We start from the raw sequence: 13,728 nt of genomic DNA on the forward strand, positions 1-13,728 counted from the left end.
AGGAGAAAGTCTCCATAAAGTAAAGAAATATTTTACTTTATTATGGAGACTTTTCATTTAAGTCTATTAGTTGGTTTTATTTATTTCAGGTTCTTTGGGAGTAACATATAGGGTTTTATTAGTATAATAAATGACCATACCTGCTTTTGCACCACTTGGTTTTTTTACATTTTTAACCTCAGTATAATCTACAGGAACCTGAGAAGATTTTTGCCCTTTGCTATAGAAAGCAGCTAGGTTTCCTGCTTCTAAAATAGTGGAATCAGGGACTTCATCTAAGGTCTCTCTTCTGATAATTACGTGAGAACCTGGTATGTTCTTGGTATGAAACCATAAATCATGTTTGTTAGCAAATTTTAAGGTTAAGTAGTCATTTTGTATATTATTTTTCCCAACATAAAGCTCATAACCATCTGAAGAAACATACTTTAGTGGCTTTGAAGCTTTTTTATTTTTCGAAGAATTATTCTTAGAAAACTTAATATAGCCTTCATTAACTAATTCATTTTTTATATCTTCTATTTCTTGATAAGTTTCTGCCATCTCTAAGTTGTTTAATGCAGAATATAAGTATTCAAGCTCTTCAGTATTGTTATCCATCTGAATTTTAGACATCTGCTCTGACATCTTTAGTTTATTATATTTTTTGAAGTATTTTTGAATATTTTCTGAGGGAGATTTCAAAGGATCTAAAGTTATGGTGATATATTCTTCTTCTTCTTTATAGTAGTCTAAAACAGTTATTTCTTTATCGTTAGGTTTAATAGCATAGATATTAGCAGTTAAAAGTTCACCGTATAATCTATACTGATCTTTAGTTTCAGTTTCTAGTAATGTTTTGGAAAGTATGTCTTTTTTCTTAATGCACCTATCTATATTAGTCATTAATAATCTATGTAAGTTAGCGCTTTTAGAGTTTAATCTCTCTTGTTTATCCTTTGCCGCATAAAAATATTCTATTAGTTCGCTAGCAGTACTGAAAACTTTTTTATTAAAGCTTTCATAGATTTTTAAGTTAATGCAATGAAATCCTTTTATAACATTACTCTTTTCGTAGCAAGCGAAGACATAGTTATGTTCCTTAAATACGACAAAGAAATCAGATAAAAATTTGTATAAACTAGATACATCTTTAGTTTCTATAAACTTTCCGCCATCATATAAAGGATGGAGTTCGTATGCAATTTTTAATTCCTTAGAGATTTCTTTAGATAATCCAGAAAATATGTTTGAGAAGAAGTTATCATTAAAGATAAGTTCTTGATTATTTATACTATTGCTTAATTCTTCCACAGAGAAGTTTAAAGGATTCAATTTACTATCTCTTGGAGGATATATGTATTCTATAGAAGGCATAAGCATTCTATAACGATTTATATCAGCGCTGAGACGTTTAATTGAATCCATTATAACGTTGTCTCTATCGCGGACTAAAGTTATATTACTGTGTCTTCCCATAATTTCGGTTATAAGCGAGTATTCGCTGTTAAATCCAAATTCATCAGTACTTTTAAATTTAATAATTGCTAACCTATCATTTTCTAGTTGAGATACGTCTAAAATTTTTGAACCACTTAAATATTTTCTTAAAATCATACAAAACATCGGTGGATTCATAGGATTTTCTTTGGTTATTTTGGTCACATGTATCTTGGGATATGTACTATTAGCACTTAGCAGTAGCTTAATATTCTCATTATCCTCAGTTCTAATTGTTAGTTGAATTTCATCTTCTTCAGGTTGGTTTATTTTTGTGACTCTTCCATTTATAATCTTATTTTGCAGTTCATATATTAAACTACTAAGAAATATTCCATCTAGTGCCATAATCAACGTCCTTTCAAGTTCTTAGGATTTCTAAATTAAAGTATAACATTGAATAATATTAAAATAAAGTCATTGATAAATAGAAGTTAACGTTGTAAACTATTATAGGGTTCTTTGGTAAGAACTTTATAGTATGTGATTGCAAGGGGAAGAGAAGCCATGGCAAGAAAGTTAATTAATATTCTTGTTATTTGTGTAATTACTGTTGGATTATCAGGTTGTCACATTAAGAATAAAGGTGCAGATCAAGATACAGTTACGAATATAGAAACAACTGAAGATGAAAATACTGTTAATTTTAATTTCCCCGATATTATTATAGCTGAAGCGAAAGACGATAAAATTGAAATAAATTCTTTAGAGCGGGACTCGCTTAATAAGATAAATACATTTAATAGTCTTTTAGATATAAAATATCAAAATAAAAATGATCTTTATATTTTTAGCAGATTTAAAAATGCAGGAACTTCTTTAAATAATAATTACTTAGAAATAATCTACAAGGATAACAGTATTAAATTAGATAAATACTTTAGTTATAACTTTAAAATTGATAGTCAAGGCAAATACATAGCGTATGCATCATATGAAGAGGATTCTATGTCAACGGCAAGGCCTTTAACTATATATAGTTTAGAAGATAATAAAGAGATTTCTTTAAAGGATAACTATAAAATATCAGGAGACTTATATAGTTTTGAAGAGAATAACCAGTTATTTTTTTATGCTTTAGATACAAATAGTCATACAGCATTATTTTCATATGATTTAAGAACAACAGATATTAAGGAGGTTGTTACCTTTGGGAATAGGTATTGCATCTTCTATAAGAACCTCGGTGATCAGTTGTTATATCTGTCTTTAGATAGTACAGAAGAAGTGCTACATATATACGACTATGAGAAAAAACAAGACAAAGTTATTTCTAATAATTTAAAAAAGATTAATTCTTTAATTGTTAACAATAATGAAATATATTTGATTGCAACTAATAAAAACAACAATACTGCACTATATAAGATTAATTCCGACAGAGATATTTCACAAATAACCTACGATTTTCCTAAAAAAATAGAATCAAATTCTCGTTTAGCACTATATGATAATAAGATTTATTTTACTGGTAAGAATGATGATGATCCGAAAGTCAACGAACTTTATTATTTAGAATGTGAAAGCGAAACAATAAGACAAGTACTTCTACATAAAAGTAAATACTATATTTTTTCAAGCCAATAAGAAAGATAGTCTATCTATCTTTCTTATTTTTTTTGAAAAATAAGAAAGATTCAAGGAAAATTAATTTAATGTCAATATATGAATAGATACTAAATATTTCAAATGAATTAAGCAAATGATAGAATGATATTGAGGGATAGTAAAAATATAAATTGGGGTGATGGTTAATATGAAGGATTATCAATTGGTTGGAACAGAAAAAAATGACGTATTGAATGGAAATATAGGAAATGATACTTTGGATGGTGGTTTAGGAAACGATCAATTAACAGGTGGAAAAGGAAATGATAAATATATATTTAACCGTGGATATGGAAAGGACATTATAATTGATAATGATAAGACTATTGGCAATATTGATACAATTGTTTTCGGCGAAGGAATAAGTGCTAGTGAACTTCAATTCTATAAAAGTGGAAACAATTTAAAGATTCTGATTAGAGATACTGAAGATTCGATTACAATCTCAAATTATTACTACCAAGATAGTTATAAAATAGAAGAAATTTGTTTTTCCGATGGCACTATTTGGGATCAAAAAACTATTAGTATACAACCAATACATATAAATGGTACAGGAGTGATATCTGGTTATGAAACTAATGATATTATAACAGGTAGTGATTTCGATGACCAATTGTATGGTTATGGTGGGGATGACATTTTAAATGGGCTTAAAGGTAACGATTATTTAAATGGTGGAATAGGTAATGATGTTTATTTATTCAACATTGGTTCTGGCAAAGAAGTAATAGATGATTATGATGAAACAGGAAGTGATATAGATACAATTTTATTTGGAGAGAAAATAAATCCTATTGATTTACAATTTTCTAGGAACGAAAATAATTTGAAAATTATAATTAGGGGTACTGAGGATTCAATTGAGATTTTAAACTATTATAATAATTTAAATAATAAAATAGAAAAAATCCAATTTTCAGACGGTACTATTTGGGACCAAAAGACTATTGATTCTCAACCAATATATATATATGGACAAGGAGTAGTAACAGGTTATGAAAGCAATGATATAATAACAGGCAGTGATTTAGATGACAAAATATATGGTAATGGTGGGAAAGATATTTTAAATGGTCTTAGGGGTAATGATTATTTAAATGGTGGAATTGGGAATGATACATATATATTGGGTTTAGATTCTGGTGAAAAAACTATAGAGGACTATGATGAAACAGAAGGAAATATAGACACTATAAAATTTGAACAAGGAATAAATCCAGAGGATATTAGTTTTAAACGTACTGAGAATAATCTTGAGATCAAAATTAAGAACTCTAATGAAAAGATAACTATTACAAATTATTTTATAGATGTGTCTACTGAAAATATAAAGAATAAAGTTGAAAAAATTGAATTTTTTAGTGGAGTTATATGGGATGATAAGACTATAGCTAAAGAAATCTTACGTGGTAATGAAATAGGAAAAATAATTAAAGGAAATGCAAAAGCAGATACTCTCTATGGTGGAGAGGGTGATGATGTTATCTATGGTGGAAAAGGCGATGATTTTATAGACGGTAAAGGTGGCAATGATTCCATCTTTGGTGAAGAAGGTGCGGATAAACTTTACGGTGGACTTGGAACTGATAAATTATATGGATATGATGGTAATGATTACATTGATGGCGGTGAAGGTGATGACAATATAGATGGAGGAGATGGTCAAGACACTTTAATTGGATGTGGTGGCAATGATTATCTTTATGGAGGAAAATCTAACGATATCATATATGGAAATATAGGAAATGACCATATAGAGTGTGGTGAAGGAGCTGATAAGTCGTATGGTGGTGTAGGAGACGATACACTGTATGGTGGAAGCGGTAATGATAGTTTATATGGCGAAGATGGTAGAAATTATATTGACGGTGGTGAAGGTGAAGATATTCTATATGGTGGCAGAGATATAGATATTCTATATGGTGGTAAAGGTAATGATATCATAGATGGTAAAGCTGGCAATGATTATATAAGCGGTGGAGATGGAGTAGATAAAATTACTGGTGATGTTGGAGACGATAAAGTATATGGGGAAAACGGAAATGATTATTTGTATGGAAAAACTGGAAATGACAGTTTGTACGGAGGTATAGGGGAAGACCAATTATATGGAGATGAAGGCAATGATATTATATATGGTGAAGTGGGCAATGATAAATTATATGGTGGTTTAGGTGATGATCTTCTATATGGAGGCGAAGGAACAGACGTAATAGTTGGTGGTGAAGGTAATGACATCTATGTATTTGCTAAAGGTAATGGTGCCGATACTATAATTAATAATACTAGTTCAAATATAGATGTAGATAAGCTATTATTTAGTGATGTAAGTTTATCAGAAACAAAGTTTTTAAAGTCAAACAAAGACTTAAAGATAAAAATTAATGGAACTTCTGAGGTTATAACTATTTCAGGATATTTTAATTATGGAAAGTATTCTTTATAAGAGATTCAGTTTAAAGATGGGCAAAGTTTAAATGTTGAAGATGTAAATAAAGTAGTAGCTGGAACCTATACTTTAAAACATATAACATGTTATGAATTATTTCTTGAAAAATTAATTGAGACTATAAGTGGGATTTCAGTATCTCCTATGGCAAATATTAAAAATTCTCTAAACTGTACCAATTCGATTTCAGATTTGTTAATAAACTTAAATGGTTATCAAGATAAATAATATTTTTATAGAAAACAGGTCAGAAAATAATCAATGACCTGTTTATTTTTTTTTCTTTATGTAAATAATCATATATAGATACTTAATATTGAATAAATTGAAGTTGGGAGGTAATTGATGTTAAATTCTAAGAATACAGTACATATACAAGAAAATGAAAATTATTTAGATAAAGCAAGAAAGCTCTTAGAAGAAGCTATAAAAGCTAAGGCTAGTGATATTCATCTTGAACCCTTTTATGATAAAGGAGTAATCAGATTTAGAATAAATGGTATGTTAAAGGAGATAAAAGCTATTTCAAGTGAAGAATTAAAGAAATTGGTTATAAAGCTCAAAGTTATTTCAAATTTAGATATCGATAAAAAACGAATTTGCCAGGACGGAAAGATATCAAGATTAGAATTTAAAATAGATAATGATGTAAGAGTGTCCACTGTGCCAACAGTTTTTGGAGAAAAAATGGTTTTAAGGCTATTGGATAATGAAATCAATAAAGTTCCTTTAGGAGACTTAGGAATAAGTGAAATAAAACTTGTTGAAAGAATCATTAAAAAGCCACATGGGATTATCTTAATAACTGGTCCTACAGGATCAGGTAAATCTACTACGGCTTTTGCGATGCTTGAAAAATTAAATGTTAAGCATAAAAATTTAGTTACAATAGAAGATCCTGTTGAGCATACTATTGAAGGTATAAACCAAATTAATGTTAATACTAAGGTGGAACTAGGCTTCTCTAATATTTTAAAAAACATATTAAGACAAGACCCAGATATAATCATGGTTGGAGAGATAAGAGATGCTGAGACTGCAACCTTAGCAATAAGAGCTGCAATAACAGGTCATTTAGTTATAAGCACATTACATACTAACGATGCTCACAGCACAATTGTAAGATTGATGGATATGAAAATTGATAAGTACCTTATAAGTGAAGCGTTGATTGGAGTAATATCACAAAGACTTGTGCAAAAACTTTGCCATAAATGTAAGATAGCTGTAGAAGAAAATGGAGAGGTCTTTACATCAAAGGTTTATAAAGCAGCAGGTTGTCCATTTTGCATGGAAAGTGGTTTTAACGGAAGACAATTAGTTAGTGAAGTGTTACCAATAGATGAAGAGTTCAAGCTAATGATTACTAAAGGGACATCAAAAAAAGAGTTGTTAAACTATAGTAAAACATTAGGTTTTAGAAATATAGAAGATGATTTAAAAGGATATATAGAAAAAGGAATTGTTGGTATAGAGCAATGGTACTTTAGAGAGGAAAGTATTTTAGATGAAGTATCTAACTAGCAAAGAACATGGATATTTTTTAAAGGAACTATCAATGTTATATTCCAATGGTATAAACATAATTCAAGCGTTGAATATGATAAGAAATCGGACAAAAATAAAAAAGTTAGGAAGGGCTATTGATAATATCATTTTAAATTTAAACGACGGATTAACTTTATATGAGAGTTTTAATAAAAATAACAAAATTTTTGATGGCTTAATGATATATATGTTATTAATTGCGGAAGAGAGTGGACAGTTAGATTATATATTAAAAGAACTCCAAGAATACTATTATTTTAAAAGTAAATTAAAAAGCAAAATAGTTTCTCAGATTGCTTATCCTATAACTCTTTTTATTACAATGATTATAGTAGTAAATATCTTATTTATATCCATAATACCTGGATTTGAAACCATGCTGAGCAATTATGAGTCCATATCAAAATCTTCTAATCTTATTTTTCAGATTTCACATATAGCAAGTAACCATTGGAGATTAATTGTAAATATGGAGCTAGTATTAGGCAGTTTAATTTTATATTTCTGCGTAAGCAAAAGATTTGAAAATTTCAAGAATAATATATTTCCGATAAATATATTTTATAAGTCCATATATAAAATATACTTTTATCAAACTTTAAGCATGCTTATTTCATCAGGAGTTAGTATAAACAAAAGTATTTGGATATTGACAGAAATAAGTAAAAATACTCCAATCGAGAAAAACGTATCTAAGATGAATGAGAATTTTCAATATAGCGCTAGTGTCAGCGACAGTATGAAAATATCGAAGCTCTGTTCAGATATTTGTTATCAGTTGATCTCTTCTGGGGAAGAAAGTGGCAACCTGGATAATATACTTATGAAGTGTTATAAGATAATGCAAGAAAGTTTTGAAGATAAGTTAAAAAAAATATTAGCATTGATTGCGCCTGCTTCAATAATTTTTTTAGCATCAATAATATTAAGTGTTTTAACTTCTGTACTAACACCGATGTTTGAAGTGATGAATAATATTTAAAATATAAAATACAGAACATTAAAAATGTGGAACTAGTGTTGAGATTATTAAGAGTGCATTTAGGTAAAAAAATCTTATATATAAGGAGCAATAATGAAAAAAGGATTCACGCTAATTGAGGTATTAATAACTTTAAGTATCCTAGCTATAATATCAGCCATCGCTATACCTAATTATAACTACATAAAGGAAAAAGTGCACAATCATACCTTAATTACTAAGTCAATGATGTTAACAGAAAGTATTCTTACAAACTATAAATTGAATAGGGATATGACAAAAACACAGTTGCAGAATACTGTAAATGAAGTTTCGAAGGATATTATTATAGAAAATGTAGACTACAATTCTATTAATAAAATAGCTGATGTTGATTATAAAGTAGATGGTGAAAATTACAATCTAAACTTTGAATTAAGAAAAAATACTATAGTTATAGAGGATGAAGATGGAAAAGAAGTATTTAAGAGCTAAAAGGGCATACACCTTAATAGAGGTGCTTTTAGCAATAACTATTATGTCAGTTATAACTTTAATGTCTTTCAATTTCTATAATCATCAAATAAAGATGATTAAAGAAATAGAGGATGAGTTTGGAAAGAAGGATTTAATTACTTATGTATATAGTTGTAAAAGTTACTGTTTAGAAAATCAAATTGGATGCACAATTATGATTAATCCTTGGGAATCTAGAAAGTTGATGTTTATAGATGGATATGAAATAGTTAGTAATTACGCTTTGCCCAAAGGACAAGAATTTATATGTACCGTTTTTGGCAATAATAGCTCGTTAATGATATCTAAGGAAGGGAAATTTTTAACTTCTGGTAGAATAGTCTATAAAAACTCAAGAAATAAACAAGAAAAGTTAATTATTAATGTTAATGAGAGGGATATATATTTTGAAGAATAAAGGAAATTTTATGATTGAAGCATTGATTGCAGTTGCTGCTTTTGCGATATATTCCTTGGTCATTTTTAATATGCTGGTAAAGAATATCTATTTGTCTGAGGAATTAGATTATATTAAAAACAATGTATGTATAATAGAGAATATTAAATGTATTTCCAATACATCAGGTTTAAAAAATACTATGAAGGCTAAAAATGAGGTTATTTACTATATAGATAAAAACACATTAAATATTTCTGGGCTTTTTTTGAACTTTGATACCTACATATTAAAAAGTAAGCCTAATACTGACGAATACATCAAGCTTTCTTTAATAGATTCAGAAGTTCAGATTGAGGTATATGGAGAAATATACGGGAAATCGGTGGTGATGAAAGCTGTTGCATAAATATACCAGAGGCATGAAATTATTAAAGGGCTATGTATTGGTTGAAATGTTAATTGCTATGTGTATTACAACTTTGATTATGATTTCAGTATCTTCAATTTTAATTAAGGTTACATTATCCTATTCAGAAGCCATTAAAAATATTTATGGTACTTTTATTTTTGAAAAAAGCTGTCAGGAAGTAGAGAACTACTGTATAAGTAAAAAAGACTGGGATTTTTCCATTGAAAACAATGAAATAACTATTAAAAGTTCTGAGACAAAAATAATTTCACTTAATAATTCATCAAGTATTTTAACTGTCTATAATTCATATGGAATTTACGGGAAGTTTTATGATAGATATTTGATTAGAAATATTCAGGAGTTTAAAACTATGAAAAAAGAAAACTTAATTTATATATTCATTAAGGATAAAGAGGGGCGTAAGTGGGAAAGAATAATAAGTGTAAAAAAGGTTACATAGTGCTTTATGTTTTTTTAGCTTTAAGTGTATGTGTCTTAATGGAAATGCAACTTATGAAATATTACATTCATGTAAAAGAAGTATATATATTAGACAATAAAAAAGTAACTTTTTCATATATTAAGTAGAATAGAACTTTTTTATTTGCAAATAGTAGCAACATTTGATAAAATAACATTGATTGTCAAGATAATAGTGGTTTCACTATAAGGAGCGAAGTTATGATGTATAATGAAAGATTAAATAATTTAAGAAAAAAAACAAAGGAAAAAAATCTTGACGCAGTACTCTTAGTTGGTGACTATAATCGTAATTATATTACTGGATTCACTGGAGATGAAAGTTATGCTTTGATTACAGGGGATAAGGCATATTTTATTACAGATAGCAGATATGCAGAACAAGGGAAACAGCAAGTTAAAGGTTTCGAAATATTGCAGTATTCTACCCCTTTAGCTAAATATCTAAGTAACTTGTTAGAAGAGTTGGCTGTAAAAAACTTAGGTTTCGAGGATAATGTATTGAGCTATAATCAATACGAAACTTTTAAAAATGCTTTTAATTGTGAACTTGTTCCATTAAAAGGAATGGTAGAAGAACTTAGGTTAATCAAAGATTCTGTAGAAATTCAGAATATAAGAGAGGCTGCAAAAATAGCAGATCTTGGTTTTTCTCACATGCTTAATTATATTAAGCTAGGAATGACAGAAAAACAAATCGCATTAGAATTAGAGTTTTTTATGAGAAAGCAAGGAGCTAGTTCTACATCATTTAATACTATTGTAGCCTCTGGTGTAAGGTCAGCGTTACCTCATGGAGTCGCTAGTGATAAAGTTATTGAAGCTAATGAAATTATTACTATGGATTTTGGATGTATATATAACGGATATTGTTCTGATATGACAAGAACAATTGCTATAGGAAAGCCAGATGGCAAAATTATAGATATATATAATGTAGTGCTAGAAGCTCAAACTCGTGCTTTAAAGGAAATAAAAGAAGGCGTTACGGGTCAGTATTTAGATAAAATTGCACGTGATTATATAATTGATAAAGGTTATGGAAAATATTTCGGTCATGGCTTAGGGCATGGTGTTGGTGTTGAGATTCATGAAGAACCAAGGTTGAATCCGACTTCTACTACAATTATGAAAGCTGGTATGATTATTACCGATGAACCAGGAATATATATTCCAGACTTAGGTGGAGTAAGAATAGAAGATTTAATACTTGTAACAGAAGATGGTTGTGAGGTATTATCAAAATCACCTAAGGAATTGATATGTCTATAACTAATGGTATTAACATACTATTTTAGGTTATAATATAAATGAAACAGAAGTTTTGGAGGGATATAATAACATGATTTCAGCAGGAGATATAAGAAAAGGAACTACTTTTGAACAGGATGGACAAGTTTTCACTGTTATAGAATTCTTACATGTTAAACCAGGTAAAGGTGCAGCATTCGTAAGAACTAAGCTTAGAAACGTAATTACTGGTGGAGTTACAGAAACAACTTTCAACCCAACAGCTAAATTACAAGAAGCTGTAATTGAAAGAAAGGAAATGCAATACTTGTATTCTGATGGAGAATTATACTACTTCATGGATCAAGAAACTTTCGAACAGATACCTTTAAATTTCGATCAAGTTGAAAATGCAATCAAATTCTTAAAAGAAAACATGTTTGCAGTAATCAAATTCTACAAAGGAGATGCTTTCTCTGTTGAAGCACCTAACTTCGTAGAATTACAAATAGTATCTACAGAACCAGGGGTAAAAGGAAACACAGCATCAAATGTTACTAAACCAGCAACATTAGAAACAGGTGCAGAAATTCAAATTCCTCTTTTTGTTAACGAAGGTGATGTAATCAGAGTTGATACAAGAACAGGCGACTACATGGAAAGAATATAACCTGATAGCTTTATTCTTTCGGAAGGAATGAGTTTTAATGCAATATCTTATTGAAAAAATAAATAAGATAGAAAGTCATATAAAAGAATCCTCAGCTAGCAGCGAAGAAATTACCTTAGAACTTATAGGCATTATAAAGGATATGGCAAGTGAAATAGATACACTTAAAAAGTCTAATGAAGAATTAGAGAACTATATAAATAGTATTGATGAAGACCTTGGTACAATGGAAGCATTATTCCTCGAAGAAGTTGAAGACACTGATTATGAAGAAATCTGTGATGACGACTTTATGGAAATAAACTGTGATTCTTGCAAGGAAACTATTTATGTAGATAAAGAAATCTATAATAACCGAAAAGAATTTAAATGTCCTAATTGTGGTAATGTAATTGAATTTGCTCATGAAATTTAAATAAAAAAACTTCTCGATATTTTATCGAGAAGTTTTTTTATTTTGGAATAAATCATTAAGATGATAAATAAATTTAACTATGAAAAGAGGTGAGAAAATTTGGATTATAAAGAGATTGACAAGGTTCTTCATGATCACATAAAAGTGTTCATAGAAAAGCATAAAAAAGATATTATTCATGAGATACGAATTGCGGTTAATAAACCAGTAATTGCTTATACAACTACTGGAGAAAAGATAGGAAAAGAAATAGTTACAAAAGATGAACTAGAAATCATTGTGAGAAAAATTAGTAAATTTTCAATATATGCCTTTGAAGATGAAATAAGGCAAGGTTTTTTAACATTGAAAGAAGGACATAGAGTTGGTATTTGTGGTGAATGTGTTATTGAAAATGGTGAGATAAAAATAATTAAGAATATAGCATCTTTAAATATAAGAATGGCAAGAGAAATCTATGGTTGTTCTAATTCAGTTATAGAGTACATATTAAGGGATCAAGGTATATATAACACTATAATAATCTCACCTCCAAAGTGTGGAAAAACCACGATGTTAAGAGATATAACTAGACAGTTATCTGATGGAATAGCGGATAATAATGTTAGTGGCAGAAGAGTCTGTGTCATTGATGAGAGAAGTGAAATTGCTGCATGTAAGCTAGGAGTTCCTGAGATGGATGTAGGGTTAAGGACAGACGTTTTAGATGGATGCCCAAAAGCTATAGGAATTATGATGGCAATAAGAACTTTAGCACCAGATATTATAGTTTGTGATGAAATTGGTACAGAGAAAGATTTAAATAGTATAATTAGTGCTTGTACTTGTGGTGTAAATATAATTTCAACTATTCATGGACAAAGTATAGAAGATTTATATTCAAAAGGTATTTCTAGAGATATAGAAAGAAATAAAGTATTTCAAAGGGCTATAATCTTATCAAATGACAAAGGTCCTGGACATATAAAAGCTATCTATGATTTGAACGATAACGTAAATTTATGGGGGGCTTATGATGATTAAAATTATAGGTTGTTTATTTATAATAGTGAGTACTTCTTGTGCAGGTTATATGTTAGGAGATAAGTTAAGAAAAAGGGTAGCTGATTTAAAAGAATTACAAAGGATATTAATCTCAATAAAAAATGAATTGAAATATTCAATTGAACCTATAGAATTAACCTTCAAAAAAATAGCAAGAGATTTTAAAAATCCATATGATGAGATTCTTAGGATTGCCGCAGCTAAGATTTATAATAATGAGATAACTTCTATTGACGAAGCAATTTCTGAAGCTTTAGCTGAAAAAGAGATGGATCTAGCATTAAAGGATGAGGATAAGTTGATTTTTACTGAGTTTGCTAGAAGTCTTGGAAAATGGAATATAGGGGCACAAGAAGATTTTTTCAATTTGAGCTTTGTAAAAATAGAAGAGCAACTAAATTCGGCAGAAGATTTTTGTGCAAAAAATCTTAAAATGTACAATGTTATGGGGCCATGTATAGGACTTATGCTTGTAATAGTTTTAATCTAGACCAGCTATAAAAATAGTGGCTT

14 protein-coding genes are annotated in these 13,728 nt (G+C 29.0%); 13 read left to right on the plus strand and 1 reads right to left on the minus strand.

Features of this window, described 5'->3' with window-relative positions:
• Positions 1-66 precede the first annotated feature (66 nt).
• A complete protein-coding gene (locus CLOCEL_RS09575; protein ID WP_013291704.1) occupies positions 67-1,827 on the minus strand; it encodes an Rqc2 family fibronectin-binding protein in 1,761 nt (586 codons plus the stop codon).
• 159 nt (positions 1,828-1,986) lie between these two features.
• On the opposite strand from CLOCEL_RS09575, the gene CLOCEL_RS09580 reads away from it, so the two are divergent.
• From CLOCEL_RS09580 to CLOCEL_RS09640, 13 genes are all read left to right on the plus strand, one after another.
• On the plus strand, positions 1,987-3,066 hold the full coding sequence (locus tag CLOCEL_RS09580) for a hypothetical protein (protein WP_010077127.1): 1,080 nt from the start codon (positions 1,987-1,989) through the stop codon (positions 3,064-3,066).
• Positions 3,067-3,235: 169 nt separating this feature from the next.
• Positions 3,236-5,536, plus strand: a complete 2,301-nt coding sequence (locus CLOCEL_RS09585) for a calcium-binding protein (RefSeq protein WP_010077126.1) — start codon at positions 3,236-3,238, stop codon at positions 5,534-5,536.
• Between the two features lie 348 nt (positions 5,537-5,884).
• The gene (locus CLOCEL_RS09590) at positions 5,885-7,063 is read left to right on the plus strand and encodes a GspE/PulE family protein (RefSeq protein ID WP_013291706.1); all 1,179 of its coding nucleotides are present in this window, start codon (positions 5,885-5,887) and stop codon (positions 7,061-7,063) included.
• On the plus strand, positions 7,047-8,069 hold the full coding sequence (locus CLOCEL_RS09595) for a type II secretion system F family protein (RefSeq protein WP_013291707.1): 1,023 nt from the start codon (positions 7,047-7,049) through the stop codon (positions 8,067-8,069). Before CLOCEL_RS09590 ends, CLOCEL_RS09595 begins: the two co-directional genes overlap by 17 nt.
• Before the next feature lie 93 nt (positions 8,070-8,162).
• The gene (locus tag CLOCEL_RS09600; RefSeq protein WP_010077123.1) at positions 8,163-8,543 is read left to right on the plus strand and encodes a prepilin-type N-terminal cleavage/methylation domain-containing protein; all 381 of its coding nucleotides are present in this window, start codon (positions 8,163-8,165) and stop codon (positions 8,541-8,543) included.
• Entirely contained in the window at positions 8,518-8,982 is a 465-nt protein-coding gene (locus tag CLOCEL_RS09605) for a prepilin-type N-terminal cleavage/methylation domain-containing protein (RefSeq protein ID WP_010077122.1), read from the plus strand. Before CLOCEL_RS09600 ends, CLOCEL_RS09605 begins: the two co-directional genes overlap by 26 nt.
• Positions 8,972-9,370 (plus strand): hypothetical protein, encoded by a 399-nt coding sequence (locus CLOCEL_RS09610; protein ID WP_010077121.1) that lies wholly within the window; start codon positions 8,972-8,974, stop codon positions 9,368-9,370. The genes CLOCEL_RS09605 and CLOCEL_RS09610 overlap by 11 nt, the downstream gene beginning before the upstream one ends.
• Before the next feature lie 13 nt (positions 9,371-9,383).
• The gene (locus tag CLOCEL_RS09615; protein ID WP_242655242.1) at positions 9,384-9,836 is read left to right on the plus strand and encodes a hypothetical protein; all 453 of its coding nucleotides are present in this window, start codon (positions 9,384-9,386) and stop codon (positions 9,834-9,836) included.
• 224 nt (positions 9,837-10,060) lie between these two features.
• Positions 10,061-11,128, plus strand: coding sequence for a M24 family metallopeptidase (locus CLOCEL_RS09620; protein ID WP_010077118.1), 1,068 nt, complete (start codon positions 10,061-10,063; stop codon positions 11,126-11,128).
• Positions 11,129-11,198: 70 nt separating this feature from the next.
• Positions 11,199-11,756, plus strand: coding sequence for an elongation factor P (gene efp, locus CLOCEL_RS09625; protein ID WP_010077117.1), 558 nt, complete (start codon positions 11,199-11,201; stop codon positions 11,754-11,756).
• A 37-nt stretch (positions 11,757-11,793) separates the two neighbouring features.
• Complete coding sequence (locus tag CLOCEL_RS09630; RefSeq protein WP_010077116.1) at positions 11,794-12,171, plus strand: CD1247 N-terminal domain-containing protein; 378 nt, start codon at positions 11,794-11,796, stop codon at positions 12,169-12,171.
• A 99-nt stretch (positions 12,172-12,270) separates the two neighbouring features.
• Positions 12,271-13,194, plus strand: coding sequence for a stage III sporulation protein AA (gene spoIIIAA, locus CLOCEL_RS09635; protein ID WP_010077115.1), 924 nt, complete (start codon positions 12,271-12,273; stop codon positions 13,192-13,194).
• A complete protein-coding gene (locus tag CLOCEL_RS09640; protein ID WP_010077114.1) occupies positions 13,187-13,705 on the plus strand; it encodes a stage III sporulation protein AB in 519 nt (172 codons plus the stop codon). The genes spoIIIAA and CLOCEL_RS09640 overlap by 8 nt, the downstream gene beginning before the upstream one ends.
• The last annotated feature ends 23 nt before the right edge of the window (positions 13,706-13,728 follow it).

The organism is Clostridium cellulovorans 743B, assembly GCF_000145275.1.
Lineage (GTDB): Bacteria > Bacillota > Clostridia > Clostridiales > Clostridiaceae > Clostridium_K > Clostridium_K cellulovorans.